This window comes from Akkermansiaceae bacterium (genome assembly GCA_024233115.1).
Lineage (GTDB): Bacteria > Verrucomicrobiota > Verrucomicrobiia > Verrucomicrobiales > Akkermansiaceae > Oceaniferula.
On sequence record JACKQB010000004.1, the window covers coordinates 643,189 to 667,366 of the forward strand.

20 protein-coding genes are annotated in these 24,178 nt (G+C 46.6%); 18 read left to right on the top strand and 2 right to left on the bottom strand.

Features of this window, described 5'->3' with window-relative positions:
• The first annotated feature begins 1,379 nt into the window (after positions 1-1,379).
• The 4 genes from H7A51_13795 to H7A51_13810 all read left to right on the top strand — a co-directional run bounded on the left by H7A51_13795 (position 1,380) and on the right by H7A51_13810 (position 5,719).
• A complete protein-coding gene (locus H7A51_13795; protein MCP5537289.1) occupies positions 1,380-1,787 on the top strand; it encodes a hypothetical protein in 408 nt (135 codons plus the stop codon).
• A gap of 1,143 nt (positions 1,788-2,930) precedes the next feature.
• Positions 2,931-3,269, top strand: coding sequence for a hypothetical protein (locus H7A51_13800; protein ID MCP5537290.1), 339 nt, complete (start codon positions 2,931-2,933; stop codon positions 3,267-3,269).
• Positions 3,270-3,483: 214 nt separating this feature from the next.
• Entirely contained in the window at positions 3,484-3,780 is a 297-nt protein-coding gene (locus H7A51_13805) for a hypothetical protein (protein MCP5537291.1), read from the top strand.
• Positions 3,781-5,287: 1,507 nt separating this feature from the next.
• The gene (locus H7A51_13810) at positions 5,288-5,719 is read left to right on the top strand and encodes a hypothetical protein (protein ID MCP5537292.1); all 432 of its coding nucleotides are present in this window, start codon (positions 5,288-5,290) and stop codon (positions 5,717-5,719) included.
• A 231-nt stretch (positions 5,720-5,950) separates the two neighbouring features.
• Here the strand turns inward: H7A51_13810 and H7A51_13815 are convergent, their stop codons facing one another.
• Positions 5,951-7,123, bottom strand: a complete 1,173-nt coding sequence (locus tag H7A51_13815) for an IS256 family transposase (protein ID MCP5537293.1) — start codon at positions 7,121-7,123, stop codon at positions 5,951-5,953.
• 71 nt (positions 7,124-7,194) lie between these two features.
• Here H7A51_13815 and H7A51_13820 point away from each other — a divergent pair, with 71 nt between their 5' ends.
• The 4 genes from H7A51_13820 (at position 7,195) to H7A51_13835 (ending at position 10,183) form a co-directional block, all read left to right on the top strand.
• Positions 7,195-7,725 (top strand): hypothetical protein, encoded by a 531-nt coding sequence (locus H7A51_13820; protein MCP5537294.1) that lies wholly within the window; start codon positions 7,195-7,197, stop codon positions 7,723-7,725.
• Positions 7,726-8,746: 1,021 nt separating this feature from the next.
• A complete protein-coding gene (locus tag H7A51_13825) occupies positions 8,747-9,193 on the top strand; it encodes a hypothetical protein (protein MCP5537295.1) in 447 nt (148 codons plus the stop codon).
• Between the two features lie 96 nt (positions 9,194-9,289).
• On the top strand, positions 9,290-9,730 hold the full coding sequence (locus H7A51_13830; GenBank protein ID MCP5537296.1) for a hypothetical protein: 441 nt from the start codon (positions 9,290-9,292) through the stop codon (positions 9,728-9,730).
• A 126-nt stretch (positions 9,731-9,856) separates the two neighbouring features.
• Positions 9,857-10,183, top strand: a complete 327-nt coding sequence (locus H7A51_13835) for a hypothetical protein (GenBank protein ID MCP5537297.1) — start codon at positions 9,857-9,859, stop codon at positions 10,181-10,183.
• Positions 10,184-10,211: 28 nt separating this feature from the next.
• Here the strand turns inward: H7A51_13835 and H7A51_13840 are convergent, their stop codons facing one another.
• Positions 10,212-10,418: a hypothetical protein gene (locus H7A51_13840; protein MCP5537298.1), complete on the bottom strand. Its 207-nt coding sequence runs from the start codon at positions 10,416-10,418 to the stop codon at positions 10,212-10,214.
• A gap of 1,371 nt (positions 10,419-11,789) precedes the next feature.
• Between H7A51_13840 and H7A51_13845 the strand changes: the two genes are divergently transcribed.
• The 10 genes from H7A51_13845 (at position 11,790) to H7A51_13890 (ending at position 23,927) form a co-directional block, all read left to right on the top strand.
• Positions 11,790-12,350, top strand: coding sequence for a hypothetical protein (locus tag H7A51_13845; protein MCP5537299.1), 561 nt, complete (start codon positions 11,790-11,792; stop codon positions 12,348-12,350).
• Positions 12,351-12,944: 594 nt separating this feature from the next.
• Entirely contained in the window at positions 12,945-13,253 is a 309-nt protein-coding gene (locus H7A51_13850; protein MCP5537300.1) for a hypothetical protein, read from the top strand.
• Between the two features lie 448 nt (positions 13,254-13,701).
• Positions 13,702-14,874: an IS256 family transposase gene (locus H7A51_13855; protein MCP5537301.1), complete on the top strand. Its 1,173-nt coding sequence runs from the start codon at positions 13,702-13,704 to the stop codon at positions 14,872-14,874.
• 900 nt (positions 14,875-15,774) lie between these two features.
• A complete protein-coding gene (locus H7A51_13860) occupies positions 15,775-16,053 on the top strand; it encodes a hypothetical protein (protein MCP5537302.1) in 279 nt (92 codons plus the stop codon).
• A gap of 1,041 nt (positions 16,054-17,094) precedes the next feature.
• On the top strand, positions 17,095-17,490 hold the full coding sequence (locus tag H7A51_13865) for a hypothetical protein (protein MCP5537303.1): 396 nt from the start codon (positions 17,095-17,097) through the stop codon (positions 17,488-17,490).
• A gap of 345 nt (positions 17,491-17,835) precedes the next feature.
• Positions 17,836-18,450: a hypothetical protein gene (locus tag H7A51_13870; protein MCP5537304.1), complete on the top strand. Its 615-nt coding sequence runs from the start codon at positions 17,836-17,838 to the stop codon at positions 18,448-18,450.
• Positions 18,451-21,086: 2,636 nt separating this feature from the next.
• Positions 21,087-21,446 (top strand): zinc ribbon domain-containing protein, encoded by a 360-nt coding sequence (locus H7A51_13875; GenBank protein ID MCP5537305.1) that lies wholly within the window; start codon positions 21,087-21,089, stop codon positions 21,444-21,446.
• A 1,067-nt stretch (positions 21,447-22,513) separates the two neighbouring features.
• On the top strand, positions 22,514-22,783 hold the full coding sequence (locus H7A51_13880) for a hypothetical protein (protein ID MCP5537306.1): 270 nt from the start codon (positions 22,514-22,516) through the stop codon (positions 22,781-22,783).
• 142 nt (positions 22,784-22,925) lie between these two features.
• A complete protein-coding gene (locus H7A51_13885; protein ID MCP5537307.1) occupies positions 22,926-23,294 on the top strand; it encodes a hypothetical protein in 369 nt (122 codons plus the stop codon).
• 126 nt (positions 23,295-23,420) lie between these two features.
• Positions 23,421-23,927, top strand: coding sequence for a hypothetical protein (locus tag H7A51_13890; GenBank protein ID MCP5537308.1), 507 nt, complete (start codon positions 23,421-23,423; stop codon positions 23,925-23,927).
• Positions 23,928-24,178 lie beyond the last annotated feature (251 nt).

Consider the following 24,178-nt stretch of genomic DNA (forward strand, 5'->3'; position numbering starts at 1 on the left):
AATTTAGAATGTTTCGGTTTACAGCACACCTTTTGACTCTATCCTTTTTGCTATACTTAGCGTATGAGGGATGGGATGCATATAGGGTTACATCTCAAGTTGAGGCAATAGCAGATTATGATTCTAAAGCGGTTCAGGAGCGATTTATACGTGAGGTTGGCAAGGAATACACAATTCATATGCATACAGAAGTTGTCTCAATGTGCAGTATGGCGGCGAGTAATCGCGAGCTTAACAAGGTTACTATGATCTCTAATCTGAGGCATACGAAGGAGATTGGTGTGTTCGCCATGTGTGTTGCCTTTTTACAAGGATTGATGTTGCTGAGGTCATGCAAAAGTCATTCTGAAAACTAACATGTTTTGCGATAAATGTGGCCGAACAAGTCGCTGCATCCGACCGCTAACCGCGCTCGACTCCAGCTCGGGTTTACACGAATTGACCGTTTAGAGCCTTTCACCATTTACGAGGCGGCGGTTGAGCTTTACGTTCGGTCAATAATAAGACCTTTTGATCAGATCGTTCGCGTTGGTGAAGAGTGAAGGGATTTTTGGTTTATCGAGCCTCCAGTCGTTGGACAAATGATGCGGAATGGCGGTGAATGGTCGAATAAGCTACATCCTTCTGAGAAGTGCCTGATGGCTTGGCGGTTCACCCCGGAACTTTCATCACCGAACTTGGCACCATCCTATTTTGACATTTCAGACGTTGCCGCATATCCTCTGCACATGGCTAGAGCGGTCGGAGTGAATGGCCAGTGATCGTCTTCCGTGTTGGGCGTTTGTTAGAGTAAAATTTACCGAACAAGGCGAAGCATCCGACCGTTAACCGTCCTGAGTCCGAGACCTTTTTTAAGTTAAAAACATGAATGATCGGCAGCTGTTTTACACGCGGCGGTTGTTCTCTACGTTCGGCAATAATAATAAGAACTCGTGATGTTTGGTCGAAAGAGATGTGCCGTTCTTGCGTTAATCCTGGGAATTTACCTGATCGGATATGTTGGTGCACGGAAGAGCGAATTCATTGTTCATTCCGTTGTTCGCGACCACTCCAATAATTATTTAGAACATTCTGTCGTCGCTGGTGAGGGGAAGTTCATTGGCGCTGTGGTCAAGAACATCACATCTCAACTATATACCCCGATAAGGTTTCTTGAGACGAGGTATTGGTATTCTAAGCAGCCTATCGGCACGCCATTATCGAAGAAGCACCTCAAAGCCTTACATGACTAGCCTAATCAAGGATAGTGGCCGAACAAGACGCTTCATCCGACCGTTAACCGTTCTCGACGCGCGTAGTCTGAGAGTGAAAAACCTTTTTAGATTGATCACGTTTGACCCACCGGCGGTTGAGCTTTACGTTCGGTAATAATAAGAATTATGAAGACCAAGATTACAGGTATAACATTTTTTTTGGTGATATTTAGCAATCTCCATATTCTCGCAGGATTAGAGGAATTCCGGAATTACGATTATATCGTGATTTATGAAGAATATGATGCGACCAAAGATTCGTTTAAGAAGAAGACCTCATTGGGGATACCTCTAGATAAGGACACATCACAAATGATGGAGATTGCGATTAAGGCGAGTTGCCGAAGTGCACAGGCAAGTGGAGATGAGATACGTGGTCATATTTATCTTGGTTTACGAGGTGATCATGGTGTGAAGTTTTATGTTATCCGTGATCGTAATGGCGAAAAAGTTTTTCGCTGGAATAATGATTGGATTAAATTAAAGGATCTAATTAGGGTGGTGAAGTGGAAGCCAGCTATAGATAATAATTGACCGAACAAGGCGCTTCATCCGACCGTTAACCGTCCGCGAGTTTGCGACGGGCGGCTTGCTGATGACCATTTTTGGTTTGCGGCGGTTGACTCGGCGGCGGTTGAGCTCTACGTTCGATAATAATAAGAAAGAATTTCCTTATGTTTCGTTAGATATGCCGCTGGTGGTTTTTGGTTGTGATCGTTGAATGGTTCCGTTGATCGGTTTGATTATCTCGCTCAGTCGATTGCAAGGGGTGGGTGACATCGGTTCTTCGCCTACATAATTTTTCGGTTGAGAGCATGGTGATGGTATCTGGAGGCGAGCGGTTCTTGTCGTCGAATGGTTGGAATCATTTTCTGGTGAATTCGCGAATTTGGTCACGGTGAATTGTTTCTGGATCATTTTCACCTACGCCCTGTGAATGGCGTATTGATCTGTGCGGATCGAACAAGGCGCTTCATCCGACCGTTAACCGTCCACGACTCGCGACCTGATAGAGATAAAGACCATTTTTGGTGATTCGAAGATTGTCCTGTCGGCGGTTGAGCTCTACGTTCGGTAAAAAATAAGAATCTCTTCGGTGAAGTGTCATCTAGATATGAGTAATATGACATTAAGGTGCTATGCTCTATGCGTATTGAAGTCCCGATTAGCATGGTTTGCCCTATTCCCATTGATGTTTTTAGTATGGGTTTGGTTTGATTCCTCTAGTATGTATCGCAGCTTTGAGTTCTGTTGGGGGAGGTTTGTAGGTTGTGTTGAATTATATGAAGGATCGTTTGGCTTTGGATATGATATACATGATGACCAAAACTACCCTGGAGATTCGATTTACTACGTCGAACGACTTAATGATAATTGGTTTGTGTTTGCTAAGCCTTATAGTGTTGAGGCTACATCCGAAGACTTTTCCGTTAGAACACTTACATATATTGCCTCTTGGTTTTTAGTCGCAGTATATTTAACTTTAGTTGTTCCATTAATAATATGGAGGGCGGTGTCTACGTCTAAGCGGCAAGATCTAAAAAACTAACCGAACAAGTCGCTGCATCCGACCGTTAACCGTTCTCGACGCCACGGAGTTTTAGAGCGAAAAACCCTTTTAGATTTATCAAGTTTGACCCACCGGCGGTTGAGCTTTACGTTAGGCAATATAAGAATATGTTCTGGAAACGCAAAGTTAAGAATAACACGATTTCTTGTGTGAACGGTGAAGAGTATCGTTGGATGTCTGGGGAGACTTTGATCGCTGAATCTGATGTTGATGTAATTCTCCCAGGTGCGTTTCTCGTAGATGGTGTGCCGATTGGTGAGATAATAGATACTCATGATAAGTTCGATATTGGCTTCCAGAAGGATGAAGACCCCGATTATGAAGGGTTTCTCTATATCTTTCTGAGATTTAAGAAGGGCGAGCAAGTCACCCTGCACCGGAGCACGGTATTTAGGGTTCACGGTGACGAAGATCGTATTTACCGATTCACCAAAAACTATGCCTAACAAGGCGGTGCTGACGACCGTTAACCGTTCGTAGTCGAGAGACGTTTTACAGTTAAGGCCATCTAAGATTTTCGACCGTTGACCCACCGGCGGCAGACCTCTACGTTAGGCAATAAATAATAAGAACATGACACAAATAATAATAGGATGGCTAGTTGGATCTCTAGCTTGCGCGTTTTTCATAGTCCCATGTATAATTATCTTGGTATTTGGGATGCCCTTTTCTACACGCTTGAGGAGCATGGGGATAATTGTTGGGAATGGTCCGGTTCCTTCATATTTACTATCGTTAATCATTCTTCCAATTATTTACGCCCTGATTACGTGGGGGATGTCGTTGTGGCTTGGCGATAGAATGCTGGCATATTGGATTGGCTCAGGAATATCGTTGTTATTGAGCATCAAGAAGTGTGGGGCTACACCTGCAAATGTTCAAGAATACATCAGGAATAACCTGAAGCATTTTGATATGGATGCACTAGAGAGACATTTTCCGCAGCAAGAAGAATGAGCCTAACAAGTCGCAGCATCCGACCGCTTACCGCGCTCGACTTCCGCTCGATCACTCACGAAAGACCATTTTAGATTTCTCAGCTGTTGATTAAGCGGCGGTTGAGCTTTACGTTCGATAATAATAATTCGGATTCTACGCATTCAGAATCTCCGGTGGGACATACAAGGGTTTTCGTCGTGATGTTCGGCACCCGATTTGGTGAGTTCAGTATCGCTGACTCACATCACCACGGGATCGGTGATGACCTGAAGTGACATTTGATAATTTCCTCGATGGAACACGCAAGGGTTTAGCCTGGCTGCTCTCCGGGAAGATCCTTCGTTCCTCAGGAACATCCCTGCGATTGCCAGGCGGAACGAAATAGGTGTTTGGTAGATCACGATTCATGGCCGCGCAACGCTGATGGACACATCCAATGGTTCGGGATCTTCGTTACCCACGGCAGTTTAAAGGCGCATTGATCTGTGTAGATCGAACAAGGCGATGCATCCGACCCCTTGTAGCCCCCGACTTCATGATGACTGGCGAGAGCGATCTTGCGTTAATGATTATTGAGCGTTGTCACACGGGCGGTTGATCTTTACGTTCGGCAATAATAATATGAAGACACTGCGGCAAGGCGTAATGCTTATTGGAATATCATTTATGTTATTCATTCTTGGTGGATTTACAGCTATTCCAGCGACTGTAGTGAAGGCTAAAGATGGATATATTATTCCTGATGATGTTTCGCAGATCGATCATTCTATGTTGGAGGACGATTGGGTAGGTGAGGTTCAGTTGAATTGGTTATCTTACCTTTTTATCCTATTCTCCATACTGACATTAGTATACTCAGTGATCGTCTGCATTAGATTTTGCAGGGAGAGAAGCTGAGAGCCTGTAGTTTTGACCGCACTTTTCAAAGAATGTGGCCGAACAAGGCGCTTCATCCGACCGTTAACCGTTAACGACTTTACATAGATTTAGCGCGAAAGACCCTTTTTAGATTTATCAAGTTTGACTCACCGGCGGTTGAGCTTTACGTTCGGCAATAATAATATGAATCCAAGTGACATGTTATATGGGCGCAAGCTCTCATCGTGTGAGCGAAGATTTCTCAGTATTGCTGTCTGGTTAACACCCGTAATACTGATATTTACGCTCTTTTTTTCGGCTCGAATGAGGCATCATGCGCATGGTGAAGTTTACCGAGCTATTGTGCTAATATGTTGGTCTGTAGTTCACACCTGGATACTGTTTCGATCATACTTTACGATAAAGAGCATGTGGAGAGTTTTACTGGTGCTGCCGATAATATTCAATATCCTATTGTTGTTGGCGATATGCATGTAGTAACGGTGACTCTATGATTGAAGAAAGAATGTGGCCGAACAAGTCGCTGCATCCGACCGCTAACCGCGCTCGACTTCCGCTCGGGTTTACAGGAAACAACCATGCTTAGCCTATGACTGTTGACCCGACGGCGGTTGAGCTTTACGTTCGGCAATAATAAGAAAAAACTATGAAAACATATACTACAATAATATTAATAGCGTTGATGACCATTTGTAATGCTGGCGAAACAGTGAAATGGAATGCCATAGCCGCAAAACTAGTTGGTACTTGGGGTGAAGGTAAGTTTGTGCTTCACAAGAATACGCCAAAGGATACTCCTATCCCTAATGTAACCTTTGAATTGATTATAAGACCCGATGGGACTGCCACAATGACCGCAGGTAAAGATGGAGTTAAGGGGGCCGCATCCGAACATCGTTACGCTATTTCAAAAGATATCATCGTATTATATGATCTTAAGAACCAGACTTCAGATTGGACTAATACTTTTAAGTGGCGCATAAGAAACGAAAAACTGGAGCTGGATTTTCTTAGTAATATTGGAGCTACCCTCGTGCTCAAGAAAGTGGCCGAACAAGGCGGAGCATCCGACCGTTAACCGTTCGTAGTCCGCAGCCATTTTACAGTTAAGAATTTCACTTGGACCACCACTATTTTACACGCGGCGGTTGTCCTCTACGTTCGGCAATAATTATAATGAATGCATTATTCAGCATCCTCACTCGTATTGCGATGGGTGAAAAGATGGAAGGCCGCGCAATGTTTTTTCTGTAAAAGTGGCTGATGGCTTTTGTTGAAGATTCGGTTTTTGTTTCTGTTTGTTTTTTTGTTAGTTGAGCTTGAGGTAGGATTTTCCTGTTTCCCAAGTCTCGGAGATTTCGACCAATACAGCGGTCACGAGCCGCAGTAGCGAGTCTTCGTTTGGAAAGAGTCCGACGACCCGAGTGCGGCGTTTGATCTGGCTGTTGAGTGTTTCGCAGGCATTGGATGTGCGCAAGCGCTTGCGATGTGCCTCAGGCAAGGTAAACACGGCAAAACCTTCAGGAATGTTCTCTTCGGCCCAGGCTGCGAGCTTTGGCTGGTCTTTGCGATAAGTGTTGACGAAGTCCTTGAGGCGTTCTTCTGCGTGCTCCCGACTGTCTGCATTGAAAACGGCTCGCAGATCTGCCGCGACCTTGCTTTTGAGGTGCTGTTTGGTGATGTAGTTCTGGGCGTTCTGCTGAAGGTGGAACTGGCAGCGTTGCCACGGACTGGCATTGAACGTGGCTTTGAGGGCTGCCCTGAGACCTGTGTGTGCATCGGATGTGATCATGTCGGGAATGCCGATGCCGCGCTCCTTGAGGTCGGTCAGGAACTCTCGCCAATGAATCTCTGCCTCGGAGAGGGCGCAGGAGACGCCAAGGATCATGCGTTTGCCGTCGTCACGTCTCACCCCGATGGCTTTCAAGGTGGCGCAATCCCTTACAGTGCCGTCGATGCGGACCTTGTAGTAGGTGGCGTCGAGCAGCAGATAGGCGACTTCGGGTAGAGGGCGTGAACGCCATTTTTTGAACTCGGCATCAAGCTCAGAGGTGAGCTTGGAGACCTGTGCTGATGAAACGTCAAAGCCGCAAAGTCCCTTCATGACCTGGGTGACACGGCGTGTACTGACTCCCTGCACATACATGGTGGCGATGGCGGCCTTGAGTGATCGGTCACTGCGCGAACCCTTCTCAAGCAGTGAGGTGCGGAATGTCGTGTCACTGTCACGAACCTGGGGAACCTGCAGGTTGATTTTGCCTACGGCAGTCTGGAAGGACCTCGGCTTGAAACCGTTGGCATATCCATTGCGCTCAACGGCGTCCCTTTCATAGGGGGCGGCTCCGATGTGGTGGATGCGCTCAAGCAGCATGGCGGTGTTCATGAGGAGTTCAGCGATCTTTGAGAGACTGTTTTCGAGTCCGTCGGCGAGAAGAAGGTTGATGATTTCGTCGTTATGGCTAGGATGTGTCTGTTCGTTCATTGCTTTTGTTTGGTTGTGTTAGAACCTTCATTCAAAAGCATTGGGCGGACGCTGGCAACCCCTGAGGGGGGATGGCGCGCCGCCGCAACGGCAGCCGATTCCGCTACGCTCCATCGCCTGCCGTTGCGGCGGGGTCAGGGTATAGCAGCTTTTACAGACAAATATTTACACTACCAGATGGAATCTTCGACCAAGCGAGATACCGCGCATTGGCTTGGTTCATTTGCTATCTTACCGATATGGATACTGGGTTCTTCGGCTCTGATGCGCCGGTTGAACCGGATCTGGGATGGATACATTACAGACCATGCATGGTGCCTGATATTGTTCGCGATTCTGGCATTTCTGCTGCTCTTAATACTCTGTTTGGCTATAACCAGAGTTTTCCTTTATCGACCGCTTGCATTGATACTTTTAGCTGTAATCACATGGAGTGGTTGTTTCTGGTTTGTTTGTGCGAAGCTCACGTAAGCGAAGAAAGTGGCCGAACAAGTCGCTGCATCCGACCGTTAACCGTTTTCGACTTCACACAGTTTTACAGCAATCATCCGTTTGTGGTTTGTGTCGTTTACACACCGGCGGTTGAGCTTTACGTTCGATAATAATAATTCGGATTCTACGCATTCAGGATCTCCGGTGGGACATACAAGGGTTTTCGTCGTGATGTTCGGCACCCGATTTGGCGAGTTCAGTATCGCTGACTCACATCACCACGGGATCGGTGATGACGTGAAGTGACATTTGATAATTTCCTCGATGGAACGCGCAAGGGTTTAGCCTGGCTGCTCTCCGGGAAGATCCTTCGTTCCTCAGGAACATCCCTGCGATTGCCAGGCGGAACGAAAGAGGATGTTTGGTAGATCACGATTCATGGCCGCGCAACGCTGATGGACACATCCAATGGTTCTGGATCTTCGTTACCCACGGCAGTTTAAAGGCGCATTGATCTGTGTAGATCGAACAAGGCGATGCATCCGACCCCTTGTAGCCCCCGACTTCATGATGTCTGGCGAGAGCGATCTTGCGTTAATGATTATTGATCGTTGTCACACGGGCGGTTGATCTTTACGTTAGGCAATAATAAGAGCATGACATCCTTACTGAAAAATATCGTTTGTTTAACTCTATTAACGCTTACCAGCTGTCATACTAAGGACGAAGTCGTAGTACCGTCGACTGGTTATTCATATGTGTTGCGGTTCGATAAAAATATCGATCAAGCATCTAAGGAGAGGTTAAGCCTTCATCTAGGAAATTACGCAGGGCCAAATAATATAGTGAGCTATTCCAACTCGACTTCGGGTAATTCAATTATATCGCTGAATATTGTTAAGCCAGAAGATCCCAGGCCCGGGCGGTCCTATAAAGATTATTACCAAGATAGAATGTCTGACCTAAGGGCTCATATTCAAGCCGAGAGATTGCATTTCGTGTATGATCTTACTATCGTCGATTCTAAAGGTTCTCAATATATTGAAGCGCCGTGAATAACAGCCTAACAAGTCGCTGCATCCGACAGCTAACCGTCCCACAGTCGCGGAGATCACACGCGAAAAACCCATATAAATATTCAACGGTTGTTTCAGCTGCGGTTGAGCTATACGTTCGGCAATAATAAGAAGAATGAGTGCATCAAAGGTCAAAGTTGCAATTGCTTTATTCGTGGTAATATTTGTTGCTCTGCCTATTTCCTTTGTCGTGTATTATGGCGATGTTAACCACTATGTGGAGCTTGATGAGTTAGCACAGGACTACGAGGCTAACCCATCAGAAGACCGATTGAGAGATTTTCTGAATTATCCATCAGACGGAGCATACGCATACTACCATATGGCTTTAGTCGGTGAGGCATTTTCCCAGAATCCTAGACTATTTCAGAAGGTTGCTCAGGACCTGAAGACTGACCGTGAGGTCTATTGGATGCATTCGATAGCTTCCTACGGTGACGGAGTATTTGAGCATTATCCTGAGCTCGAACCGTCTGGTTTTGATCGTCAGTTAGAGGGCAATCAGCACTGGTTGGCTGCACACAAAAATGTGGCCGAACAAGGCGCTTCATCCGACCGTTAACCGTCCGACAGTTTGCGCCAGGCGGCTTGTTGACGACCATTTCAGGTTTTCGACGGTTGACCCACCGGCGGTTGAGCTCTACGTTAGGCAATAATAATGAAGAAAGCGGTAGGCATAATCATACTTATCTTGGGCGTGTTATTTGTAGTAACGTTCACGATTGGTGAAGAACGTCATGGATCATTCAAGGTTCCGGTAAAGATTAAGTCAGATAAATTGATCGTTGATGCAGAATACAAGCTAGTCGATGACGATGAAGGGATGGATAACGATTCCATCCGGTGGAGAGATCTTGATTCAAATAAGTGGATGGGTAATAGCCGAACCAAAGATCGATATTTCGCTGAGATATTCTACATTAAGATTGGCAGTAAATCGCTTCTTGCTGGTGAGACAGCCAAATATATATGCGCCAAAAACCTTTGTGTGAGGTTGATCTTTGATGACGGCAGCCAATTGACTCTGCTGATTCCGCTGCATATACCTAATGACGAAAGGGCAATTCATATTGATGCAACAGACAAAAAATCAGCCTAACAAGTCGCTGCATCCGACCGCTAACCTGCTCGAAGTCGATGGCGTAGTTTAGATTTCAAGTTGCTCAAAGATTTGCCCTTTCGGTTTGGGCGGTCGGTTGAGCTTTACGTTCGACAATAATAAGAAATGAATATCACCTCTATCATTGGTATTGCCGCGACCGTTTTGGCACTCCTAGCCTGTTTGGGTGTAGCATATACATACTATCGTGATGCTAGATCGAAGGAAGAGTCCCGTCTTATTCTTTTTGCTGCCAGTGTTTGTGTGCCGGTGGTGGTTTCTTTATTTGCGATAACCTATTTTCTGGAGATCCCTGGCATGTATGCAGTTATGTTAGGTGTTGCCATTATTTTTTGCCGTTTAGCTAGTCGCAAGATCACAAAGCTACGTGTAGCAGGGCGTCAGGTTGGCGTGACGGCATCGAGGCATGATAAGGGTAAATCCCAAGAATAGTGGTCGAACAAGTCGCTGCATCCGACCGCTAACCGCGCTCGACTTCCGCTCGGTCACTCACGAAAGACCATTTTAGATTTCTCAGCGGTTGATTCGGCGGCGGTTGAGCTTTACGTTCGATAATTATTGATTCTTCGTGTTCAGTATTGCCCTGGGGCATCGCCGATATGCCGTTATTGTTGAATGATTTTGGATCGATGAACGCTTCCGGGAACGGCTTGAGTTTCCAGCTCATTTGAATCGATATTGATGGTTTGGTTTTCGTTCGCTGCCATTGATAACGTTTTAGAAGAATCTGTCGTGAATGGTTTGGATTGGTTTCGCATTCCTTTTTGGGTGTGATGCACGATTCGATTCACGCGGCGGTGATGGACACATCGAATGGTTCAGGATCTTCGTTACCCACGGCAGTTTAAAGGCGCATTGATCTGTGTTGATCGAACAAGGCGATGCATCCGACCCGTTACCGTTTAATAGTCGGGCATCTGTTTCGGAGCGTATACCTATTTTCGGTATTTTAACATTGTTCGTAGGCGGTTGATCTTTACGTTCGACAATAATAATAAATGCCAAGGAAAGCAAAGAGCAGGGGTAAATCATCCTTAGTTCGCCTGAATTCTAATCGCTCGATGATCATATGGGCGTTGGTCTTCATTGGGTTTGTTTGGGGTAGTGTCACGATGTGCCTTTGTGGTCATTTCAGTGCCATGACGCTTTATGTTCTTGGCCCGTTACAACTCATGGCATTATATATTTTATTTCGCGGCCCTAAGTGGGATCGAATAAGTTTAGTCGTTGCTTTGATCGGAATACTGATCATTTCGTGGATGACGACGGCAGCTATTCTTGATGTTTTATGGGCTGGGCATGAACCTCTCCTAAGATAAGAATGTGGTCGAACAAGTCGCTGCATCCGACCGCTAACCGCGCTCGACGTCCGCTCGGTCACACGCGAAAGAACCTTTTAAGATTGTTTGACGGTTGCTTCGGCGGCGGTTGAGCTTTACGTTCGGCAATAATAAAAGAATGGAAGATCTATCATCTATCCTAGGTTGTCCGCAATGCACATTTAACCGATATATGCCGTCGTGGTATCTATTTGTTTTTCTGAGGTTTGCGGCTATCGCGTTAGTGACATACAAGCGCCTAGATATTGTTCGCCTCCTGTTTATATTTTTGGCGTTCGAGGTGGCATATTTCTTCGTATGGCGCATGTCCGTTGTTGATGGCTATGCAGAGATTCATGATTTCCTGCCTCGATATGTGTGGGCACCATTTGCAGCTTCAATATACGAATCTAGTTTGTTATACATGATTGTGATATTTGGTGTATCACGCATCAAATTTTTTAGAGGCCGTCACACAGAGTTATTTGTGAGATGGAGAGTGCTGTTTATACTTCCGCTGTTTGTTCTCATAGCGTTGTTACATGCTATGGTTGCATCGTCTACACCGAGTCACTAACCTATTGCGAGAATAGTGGCCGAACAAGGCGCTTCATCCGACCGTTAACCGTCCGACAGTTTGCGACGGGCGGCTTGCTTATGATCATTTCTCGTTTCTGACATTTACACACCGGCGGTTGAGCTCTACGTTAGCCAATAATATGAAAAACTACACTCGCATCGTGATATTTCTGCTCTTTGGGTTCGGTATCACTCATGCTAAAGATTTTGTGCGTATTGAGAAAGCAAAGAAAGGTGCTGCATCAAAGACGTATGAGGAGATTACTGGCCAGGAGCCGGCAAAGAAAGTTCCTAGGTTCATGGGCTCCTTCCGTGATCTTCTGACAATATCATTTGGGCATGAATCTACTGATGTGGATTTGAAGGTGCAATGTTGGGATCCGATTTATAAGAGGTTTCCGGGGTGGAATTCACCCGTGATAGATGTATATAGAGGTAAGAAGCGACTTTTTTGCGGTAAGCTCAAGGAGGTAGGTTGGCCCACTCGGGTCTGGGGAGCATATCACGGTAGAACGTGCTACCTATATGTAGAATCAAAGCACCGCCATAGATTTGCCAAGGGCATTTATGTGTATTCTATCGACCCTAAGACAGGACAACCCAAATACTTATCCGTGTTTTTTTCCGAGGCGGAATTACTGCGCGAGAGAAAGGAGAAGGATGCATTTCTTAATTCTATGCGATCCAAAAAATCGGGCTAACAAGTCGCTGCATCCGACCGTTAACCGTTTTCGACTTCACAGAGTTTTACAGCTCACCATTCGTTTGAGGTTTGTCGCGTTTGACTCACCGGCGGTTGAGCTATACGTTCGGCAATAATAATAAGAAACCGTGAATTCATGTTCAAAGAGGCAAATTACGCTGTAGATAAAAGGCAGAGAATTCACCGGATTGCATCAATATGTGTTCTCTCGGTGTGGGTGATCTTGGCTTTTAGGTCCGATCATTTAGCGGGTGTATTTCGATCACTTATTTACTATTCACTCCCGATGGCATGTATTTGGTTTCCAGATGCTATGAGTGAGTACAAAGGTATTCTGTTGGGCCGAGGTCGGTATATTGACAAGCCATCAAATCCAACCTTTCTTAGATGGGGAGGGTGGTTTTTGCTGCTTTTAGTTCCTTGCATCCTGTTTCTGCTGTTCTACCTACACAGATAAGAAAGTGGCCGAACAAGGCGCTTCATCCGACCGTTAACCGTCCGAGAGTTTGCGACGGGCGGCTTGCTGACGACCATTTCAGGTTTTCGACGGTTGACCCACCGGCGGTTGAGCTCTACGTTCGGCAATAACAATATGGAAGACGAGATCACCATACTCAAGCTATCAGCGTTGAGAGCATTGTGGGGACATGTTTCGCCCACTTTAAGATCTGCTTCGATTGAGCGCACGGGTGATACAATAAAGTGGCGATGTGTGTTTGATACTGGTGCATCAGAAGATGACCTTGAATTAGCAAGTATGGCAGGAACAGAGATTATTGCTGATTACGAATTGCCTATCACCATCGAACAGGAGGCGATCATTACCCCATTTCCTGATAGAGTTAACGAATTAGAACATAGGATCTTCTTCAGGCATGAACACGGTTACTACAAAGAATAGTGGCCGAACAAGTCGCTGCATCCGACCGCTAACCGCGCTCGACTTCCGCTTGGGTTTACACGAATCGACTATTTAGAGCCTTTCACCATTTACGAGGCGGCGGTTGAGCTATACGTTCGGTAATAAAATATAAATACAACATGAGCGATAATCTTCACATGGATCAGTATTTAAAGGAGCAAAGAGCGAACCTCGTGCTCTTAAAAAGTAAGATGATATTTTCAATTTTGACGACGATATTTATATCTGCGCTTTCCGTTTTTTTCATCTGGTGGTAGTGTAAATATTTGTCTGTAAAAGCTGCTATACCCTGACCCCGCCGCAACGGCAGGCGATGGAGCGTAGCGGAATCGGCTGCCGTTGCGGCGGCGCGCCATCCCCCCTCAGGGGTTGCCAGCGTCCGCCCAATGCTTTTGAATGAAGGTTCTAACACAACCAAACAAAAGCAATGAACGAACAGACACATCCTAGCCATAACGACGAAATCATCAACCTTCTTCTCGCCGACGGACTCGAAAACAGTCTCTCAAAGATCGCTGAACTCCTCATGAACACCGCCATGCTGCTTGAGCGCATCCACCACATCGGAGCCGCCCCCTATGAAAGGGACGCCGTTGAGCGCAATGGATATGCCAACGGTTTCAAGCCGAGGTCCTTCCAGACTGCCGTAGGCAAAATCAACCTGCAGGTTCCCCAGGTTCGTGACAGTGACACGACATTCCGCACCTCACTGCTTGAGAAGGGTTCGCGCAGTGACCGATCACTCAAGGCCGCCATCGCCACCATGTATGTGCAGGGAGTCAGTACACGCCGTGTCACCCAGGTCATGAAGGGACTTTGCGGCTTTGACGTTTCATCAGCACAGGTCTCCAAGCTCACCTCTGAGCTTGATGCCGAGTTCAAAAAATGGCGTTCACGCCCTCTACCCGAAGTCGCCTATCTGCTGCTCGACGCCACCTACTACAAGGTCCGCATCGACGGCACTGTAAGGGATTGCGCCACCTTGAAAGCCATCGGGGTGAGACGTGACGACGGCAAACGCATGATCCTTGGCGTCTCCTGCGCCCTCTCCGAGGCAGAGATTCATTGGCGAGAGTTCCTGACCGACCTCAAGGAGCGCGGCATCGGCATTCCCGACATGATCACATCCGATGCACACACAGGTCTCAGGGCAGCCCTCAAAGCCACGTTCAATGCCAGTCCGTGGCAACGCTGCCAGTTCCACCTTCAGCAGAACGCCCAGAACTACATCACCAAACAGCACCTCAAAAGCAAGGTCGCGGCAGATCTGCGAGCCGTTTTCAATGCAGACAGTCGGGAGCACGCAGAAGAACGCCTCAAGGACTTCGTCAACACTTATCGCAAAGACCAGCCAAAGCTCGCAGCCTGGGCCGAAGAGAACATTCCTGAAGGTTTTGCCGTGTTTACCTTGCCTGAGGCACATCGCAAGCGCTTGCGCACATCCAATGCCTGCGAAACACTCAACAGCCAGATCAAACGCCGCACTCGGGTCGTCGGACTCTTTCCAAACGAAGACTCGCTACTGCGGCTCGTGACCGCTGTATTGGTCGAAATCTCCGAGACTTGGGAAACAGGAAAATCCTACCTCAAGCTCAACTAACAAAAAAACAAACAGAAACAAAAACCGAATCTTCAACAAAAGCCATCAGCCACTTTTACAGAAAAAACATTGCGCGGCCCATCTGGTCTGATTCCGGATCAATACTTATCCCTATCTGTGCGCTCGTCATGTTATTTATGTCTATCACAAGTATATGGCGTTTTAGAATTGAGCGATCTACATATAAATCAGCTGTGAATTTACACAAACAAGGTTAGCGTGAATAATGTGACCGAACAAGTCGCTGCATCCGACCGCTAACCGGCTCAGAGTCCGGGGCGTAGTCACCATTTAACTTTGCTCATAGATTTGCCCTTACGGTTTGGGCGGTCGGTTGAGCTTTACGTTAGCTAATAATAATGAAGCGCAAGCGAGCACTGGCGATATACGTGGGGTTGGTAGCCTTAACGTGTGCGTATATCTTGTATGCATTACGATGTTACTATTTAAAGCCAGCTCTCGAATTACCAGAGGATTTGCATGATGCTCCGCGAATGGCAATTGAAAGTTGGCATGAAGATGCTGAGGATATACGATGCCCTAAGATGAGTAGGGCTGGAATTATCTACGCATTGACCCACCCCCATAATCCACACAGTGTGAGATGTGTATTGGAGGTTAATAATAAAGGAATTATCGTCGTTTCTTGTGATGTCGAAGGAGATTATGTGGCATTCTTCGTTTATGAGAATGATCGATGGAAGTTTAACGGTAGTGGTTACTTGGATGATATGCTTAAACAGTTCAATTTCAAAAAATGAAGCTAACAAGTCGCTGCATCCGACCGCTAACCGCTTCAGACTCGATGGCGTAGCGGAGATTTAATTTTGCTCAGAGATTTGCCCTTTCGGTTTGGGCGGTCGGTTGAGCTTTACGTTCGGCAATAATAAGAATATCCGTATGCTAGACGAATTGATAGACAAAGTTATTGAGCATATTCAATGGCGAAAGACAAAGCATCGAAAGGAGGAGTCTCTCCGCGAACGATGGTTGGGCGATGCTCGTTTGGCGGCACAAGATTCTGGTTTTGGTATTATTGATGCAGACGATCAAGTTGTTCTTAAGGCCATGTCAGATGGCAGGATAGTCATCACTAAGCGTGCTAGCGGACAAGATAGAATCCTCAACAATGACGAATGGATTGCCTATGTTAGCAAGGGTTTGAAGGCCTTATCATAAGAAGAATGAGGCCGAACAAGGCGCTTCATCCGACCGTTAACCGTCCGAGATTTTGCTGCGGGCGGCTTGCTTATGACCGTTTTCGGTTTGCGGCGGTTGACTCACCGGCGGTTGAGCTCTACGTTCGCCAATAATAATATGATTGCACTGATAGTTGGCATTGGTTTCTTCCTTTTCACGCTATGGAGCATCCGTGGTGAAGAATCGGACCCGTTATGGTTTTCAGATCTAATGGGGCCATTCGAGGTTACCAAGATGGAACACCCATTCATATATTGGCTTGCAATCACTACGCAGATGCTTTTTTCCGCAGGATTAATAATTTACGGTGTTTTTAAGATCATCTAATTTTGGTTGATCTCCAGCACGATGAAACAAGAATTGCAGTCGAACAAGTCGCTGCATCCGACCGCTAACCGCGCTCGACTCCAGCTCGGGTTTACAGTTGATAATCGTTCTCGGTCGCTTTTCGGTTTTACAGACGGCGGTTGAGCTATACGTTAGGCAATAAAATGATAAGAAATACGCAATTATACATCATCCTAGCTATTTCGGTGTGCCTTGGAGCAGTCTTTCTAGTATTACTCCAAGGGTTGGTTTATTCCATGTTGAATAGCTATTCCCTACTGTTTGGCATCATACACCCGCCAGAGCTACTTAGGGGGTTAATTTATGCAGCACCTCTCTATGTGGCTACGACGTATCTGCGTCAAAGAGTGGCAGCACAGCATTTGCTTCTTGGCACAACATTAGCAGTGTTAGCCGCTATAGGACTTAGTTACATCCTCATACAACAGTTTTCTTCAACTGGTAGTTTTGTGCTATTTTCGACAAGTAGGCTAAGTTTATTGCTGCCTCTTTTGGGGCTTCCAGCTGTGATCACCCTAATGAATCGTAAGCTGAAGAATAATGCGGCCTAACAAGTCATTGCCATCGACCGTTAACCGTTCGCAGTCCGAGAACGTTTTACAGTTAAACTCATGAATGGTAGGCGGGTGTTCTACACGCGGCCATGGAATTTTACGTTCGGCAATAATAATTATGAAACGCCAGATTTACATCTCAGACCCTGAACATAATCGATCATTTTCTGGTCGATGGTGTTGGATTTACCGTGGTAAGGGATGGATGGATATTACCGATGACCAAATTCGAATTTCTGGTGGCCCACTTACGCTGAATGTATTGAAGTCAGACATCAGTAAAATCTCGATTGGGACGTTTCCAAGAACAGCAAAGCCCATCCCACTGCATTATATAGATGTTAGTTACTCTTCGGATGTATCTTCTAATTCTGTTTATGTGGTTCCATGGATACCCAACAAGTCACCTTGGCTAACACCCGTATGGAGCATGAATAAGAATACTTTAGCGTTCTTTGAGTTGATGATGAAGTGGAAGAATTCGGCCGAACAAGGCGCTTCATCCGACCGTTAACCGTCCGCGAGTTTGTTGCGGGCGGCTTGCTTATGGCCGTTTATGGTTTGCGACGGTAGACTCACCGGCGGTTGAGCTCTACGTTCGGCCATAATAAGAATGCACGCATTGTGTTGCATGTTGTCGCGTTGGTTAGATGAATGGGTTATTGGTTGATCATGGTCATCAGGTTCGATGCCGGATGTTCCTGCTGCCGTGCTCGCTCTACCTTGATCCATCGATGTCGGTTTATAGTTTGAGGGTGGTTTGATCCATGTTGCCCATCGGTTCTCTCCGTGATCGTTGCTCTGGTGTTTCCGGCTTCGGTCGACATGCCAGGCTAACGAACATGGCTAGATACGGTCGGTGTTAATGGTTGGACATCGGTTTGAGGTGCTGGTGATGGGTTATGAGAATAGTTGCCGAACAAGGCGCTTCATCCGACCGTTAACCGTCCGAGAGTTTGCGACGGGCGGCTTGCTGATGACCGTTTTTGGTTTGCGGCGGTTGACTCGGCGGCGGTTGAGCTCTACGTTCGGCAATAATAATATGATGCGTGTTCACGATTCAATATTGGGGATCTTCCTGCTGTTTCTATTACCTTGTGCGTGTTTCTCGGGATTGTTAGGGTTAGCCGCTATATGCACAGAATATACGCATGGGTTTTCTTGGAATCTTTTTGCAGCATTATTGATTTTAGTGATACCCATATTTCTGGTGATCTGGGCGATTCGAATGATGTTACGGTTTGGTTGGAAGGGCGTTGTTGTTGAAAGACGACGGCGATTATATTTCTATCTGGTCTTGTTTCTATATTGTGGAGCATGGGTTGTTTTGCCGTTTTCGCGAGATGGAATATCATTCATGCTGTTTTCAACTGGTCAGATGATAGGCATACTTTTTGTTTTGATTTTACCCATAATAGTGACATTGACGGTTCCAATAAAACTGGCCGAACAAGTCGCTGCATCCGACCGCTAACCGCGCTCGACTCCAGCCGGTTTTACAGGAATGAGACATTTTCGTTTGATTGCGGTTTTACAGACGGCGGTTGAGCTTTACGTTCGGCAATAATAAGAATAATAAAAGCTGCTGTTCTATTTAGGGCTTTTACTACACTTTTTAACTTTACGTCGTTCCTTGGTAAATTTTTTAAATCTTGAGATTGCGGTGTTCAGGATTCCACTATCAATGATGAAATCAATAATCACTAAATACCAATTTGTCGCGGAATCAGGGTCGAAACAGTAGATCTTGAGTATAATTCGTATTAGCTGGATTATGATTTTGTTGATCGAATCGTATTTTCTCTCGGGATGTGGGTCTAAGTGCTTCATATCGCAACATTCGCTGAGTTCTCAGATTAATTAAAGCATAGCGAGTGGTCCCCAATTTGAGAATAGTGGCCGAACAAGGCGCTTCATCCGACCGTTAACCGTCCGTGAGTTTGTTGCGGGCGGCTTGCTTATGACCATTCTTGATTTTCGACGGTTGACCCACCGGCGGTTGAGCTCTACGTTCGGCAATAATAAGAATGCATGCATTGTGTTTCGTGTTTCCGTGTATCTTAGGCGAATGAGTTTTGGGGTTGCTCGTTGTCTTCAGGTTTCGATGACGGATGTTCCTGCTGCCGCATTCGCCGTTGCTTGATCCCTCGATGGAGATGTGATGGTTGAGGCTGGTTTGATCCATGTTGCTCATCGGCTTTCCCCATAATCGTTGGTCAGCGGTTTCAGGCTTCGATGCATGATATGCCAGGCTATCGCACATTTGCAGAGACGGTCGGGACTAATGGTCGGTGACGTTTTTGCGTGCATGCGGTGTTTGCAAGAATGTGGCCGAACAAGGCGCTTCATCCGACCGTTAACCGTCCGACAGTTTGCGACGGGCGGCTTGCATATGACCGTTTCTGGTTTGTGACGGTTGACCCACCGGCGGTTGAGCTATACGTTCGACAATAATAAAGAATATGGAACTGCCATCACCCCCCCCATTCCCACCTAAAAAGGAAAGTGACGAGAAATTGAAGCCTATTAGGAGGGCTGTATTTACCGAATCTAGACGTGCTCGCCTTGGTAATGTTACATTCGATTACGGTTTGATTGAAGCCTCACATCGCAAGGCTGAAGAATGGATTAACCAGAATCCAGGTATTGAGATTATACAGATTCAGACATTCAATTCATCACTCTCAGGTATAACGGTAGTTTGGCATCGATGATTCCAGCGCTATCGCGGAGGCTGGCAGAGACGGTCGGGAGACTGCGATGGCGAAGTGATATTTGAAGGTGGCTTTGGCGAAGAATGTGGTCGAACAAGTCGCTGCATCCGACCGTTAACCGTTGACGACTTCACGGAGTTATAGAGCAAAAAACCCTTTTAGATTTATCGAGTTTGACCCACCGGCGGTTGAGCTTTACGTTCGATAATTATTGATTCTTCGTGTTCAGTATTGCCCTGGGGCATCGCCGATATGCCGCTATTATTGAATGATTTTGGATCGATGAACGCTTCCTGGAACGGCTTGAGTTTCTAGCTCATTTGGCTCGATATTGATGGTTTGGTTCTCGTTCGCTGCCATTGATAACATTTTAGAAGAATCTGTCGTGAATGGTTTGGATTGGTTTCGCATTCCGTTTTCGGTGTGATGCACGATTCGATTCACGCGGCGGTGATGGACACATCCAATGGTTCAGGATCTACGTTACCCACGGCAGTTTAAAGGCGCATTGATCTGTGTAGATCGAACAAGGCGATGCATCCGACCCCTTGTAGCCCCCGACTTCATGATGACTGGCGAGAGCGATCTTGCGTTAATGATTATTGAGCGTTGTCACACGGGCGGTTGATCTTTACGTTCGCCAATAATAAGAATTGAGTCTCCGCGTTCATCATCCCGCTCAGTCGACTTCAAGAGCCGGCTATCATCGATCGTTCGCGCACACAGATTTAGATTGATACGATTGCCACCTTGGTTTGTTTCCGGGCGTTCCCCTGACAGAGTGCTGGACTATTCCGAGTCGGCTTGGGTTGATTATTCAGAATCCCCGTCGAACAAGGCGCTTCATCCGACCGTTAACCGCCCCACAGTTTGCCGCGAGTGAGAGGTATTGACCATTTCAGGTTTGCGGCGGTTGACTCACCGGCGGTTGAGCTCTACGTTCGGCCATAATAAGAATGCACGCATTGTGTTGCATGTTGTCGCGTTGGTTAGATGAATGGGTTATTGGTTGATCATGGTCATCAGGTTCGATGCCGGATGTTCCTGCTGCCGCGCTCGCTCTACCTTGATCCATCGATGTCGGTTTATAGTTTGAGGGTGGTTTGATCCATGTTGCCCATCGGTTCTCTCCGTGATCGTTACTCTGGCGTTTCCGGCTTCGGTCGACATGCCTGGCTTTCGCACGCTTGCAGAGACGGTCGGTGTGAATGATGGGGGACGTTTAAGGGAGCCGGGTGGTGTTTGAGAGAATGGTTGCCGAACAAGTCGCTTCATCCGACCGTTAACCGTCCTCGACTTCACACAGTTTTACAGCAATCATCCGTTCGAGGTTTGTCGCGTTTGACTCACCGGCGGTTGAGCTTTACGTTCGGCAATAATAATAAGACCCAAGAATATGTGGAAATGTGATACATGCGGTGAAGAGCACGAAGACCAGTTTACATCGTGCTGGAAGTGCTCAGCAGATGAAGGAGAATCGCCTGGGGTTGGTGTTTCACCGGAGACCTACGCAAGGGAGGAATCCATCGATGAGAAGTTAGCTCGGAGGTTTACATGTCCCAAGTGTTCCTCCACGGGGGCGGAATCTAAGCGAATAGCCACTACGGGAACTGGTTTATCTAAGATGTTAGACATACAGCACAACACGTATATTTCCCTTTCTTGTCGCAAGTGTGGTTTCACAGAGTTTTATGATGCCGATATGCTTCGTGACAGCTCTGTGGCAGGAACGCTACTAGACATTTTCATCGATTAATCCAAAAAATGTGGCCGAACAAGGCGCTTCATCCGACCGTTAACCGTCCGTGAGTTTGTTGCGGGCGGCTTGCTTATTACCATTTCAGGTTTTCGACGGTTGACCCACCGGCGGTTGAGCTCTACGTTCGGCAATTATAAGAATAAATAATAACCTTTAACATCTGAATAATGAGGCGTTTACCCACATTCCTGTATATCGTTCCTATGATTTTGGTAAGTTGCGCATCAGAGCCGCTCACACGCATCAAAGTTATCGATGAGAGTGGTAGTCCTATACATGGAGTTGCACCTGTCCCCCAATATATGATGGGAAGAGGGTCAAGACACTCTAATACAGATGGACGCATTTATCTACACTCTCAAGGCGGATTGTTATTAATGAGGGGATATCACACATTAGAGGTGAAGAATCCGGTAAAGGATAGAGAATATAGAATGAAGAAAGATCCAAGCGCAGCAGGCTCGTTATAAAAAGTGGCCGAACAAGGCGCTTCATCCGACCGTTAACCGTCCGCGACTCCGTAACCTGATAGAGAGAAAAATCGTTTTTGGTGATTCGGAGGTTGTCCCGGCGGCGGTTGAGCTCTACGTTCGCCAATAATAAGAATTTTCTGAAGTTGGCGGTTCTCGATGCACCATGATGGAAGGTTTCGCTGATGATCTCAGGTTGCTTGATCCGTCTCTGGTGTCTTGAACGGCATCATCGTGCAGGGCACAGGTTCCGGCGGATGAGATTCTCCAGGTGACACTTTTGGGCGCAAGGGCGTGGTTCGTGCAAGGGTTTCGCAAGATACTGGCACATCGCGTCGATTCACTAAGCGCGGCTTCCTCCGGTGCCAGAAACTTGCTGTCGGCGGTTCTTGGCGGGGTTGCGAGAGAGCCAGCACGATGCGATCACGAGTCGGCACATCCTGACTATTCAGAATCGCCGTCGAACAAGGCGCTTCATCCGACCGTTAACCGTCCGCGAGTTTGTTTCGGGCGGCTTGCTTATGACCATTCTTGATTTTCGACGGTTGACCCACCGGCGGTTGAGCTCTACGTTCGACAATAATAAGAATCCTTATGTTCGCATTTCTTGGTATATCGGTCGGCTTCGTTGTGATGCTGATGTGGATTCCGCTGCCAAAGTTTAGAATACTTTTCAGCTTAATGGCTCTTGGGTTTCTTGTGATCGGAGTGGATTTTATAGCGGTAACCCCGGTGGAAGCTAGAGAGGGTGCCGGACCCGCTATAGCTTCTTTGATTGGGGGATTGCTCGCTGGTGTGGGCTTGGGCTACTTCTTTAAGTGGATCAGAGATGTCATGCGAGAACCACGCACAGGGGCGGAGTAAGTTTGCGAAGAATCTGGTCGAACAAGTCGCTGCATCCGACCGCTAACCGCGCTCGACTTCCGCTCGGTAAATGACGAAACAACCATGCTCAGTCTATGACCGTTGATTCAGCGGCGGTTGAGCTTTACGTTAGACAAGAATAATGAAATACATCCGATTCATCGTTAACACGGATCATGAAAGTGCCACGCGATGCACCGGTGTAGTAGCTAGCCTGCGTATTTTGGGCGAAGAGGGTAAACTAGAAGATTACCATAAGCAGTACGCTGCAACAATCTTTGAGAAGCTTAACAACGATATGCCGTGTCCTCCCTTTGATGAGAGTAATTGGAGTAGTGACTGTGTATGCTGGTTCAAAGATACTGCGCAGGAATGGATTTCAGTGTTTCGAGATATTATAGCTATTCTGCAAGATTCAGACATACAAGTTCGAACCTTGACGACCAATCGTCCAGGTATGATTGTATATGAAGACGATATTCAAGTGGTCTCTAAATCACAGGAATATTAGTCTAACAAGGCGCTTCATCCGACCGTTAACCGTCCGCGAGTTTGTTGCGGGCGGCTTGCTTATGACCATTTCTGGTTTCTGACATTTACACGCCGGCGGTTGAGCTCTACGTTCGGCAATAATAATATGAAGACTCGTTATCTAACATTGATGTCTGTATTGTTGGTTCTATCTGCTTGCCGAGATGCAGAGGAGGAGCCAGTCCTTGAGAAGGAAGGAGCTATAGAGTTGCTTGATAGAGGGAAGTATTGGAGTTACCGGACATCCGATATGTTTGCTGATGGTGGTTCAGTAATCATGGGTTTCATTAATGGTAATGGAGAGATCATCTACGTCTGGTTCGATTTTTCCATTGGTGGTGAGAAGTATGATTATCGCCGTTGCTTTTTACAGGAGAGCTATAATGATCCTGATGCCGTTGAGATTTTGCAAGGCTCTGATCTTGAGTCTAAGGTTATTACACTAATCGAAGAATCACGGTCGCATGAGGCTCTGGATAAGATTATGCCAAGTAGAGATAAGGCTATTCAGATATTGAAATCGAGGGACTTGAATATACGGCTCTTTGAGGAGGCTCGATCAATTACACCTCGCAAGCGTATTCCGATCCAACGACTTCCTGTTGCTCCATAGGTTTACGAATCACGTGGCCGAACAAGGCGCTTCATCCGACCGTTAACCGTCCAGCAGTTTGCCAAGAGTGAGAGGTATTGACCATCTCAGGTTTGCGGCGGTTGACCCACCGGCGGTTGAGCTCTACGTTAGCCAATAATAAGAAAATGAAATCACTATTCTACTCCCTAATAATGTTCTTTGCCGTATCAGTAGTATCTCATGCGGATTTTGCCGCACGATACAAGGTGCAAATCGAGTTTGAAGGCCCA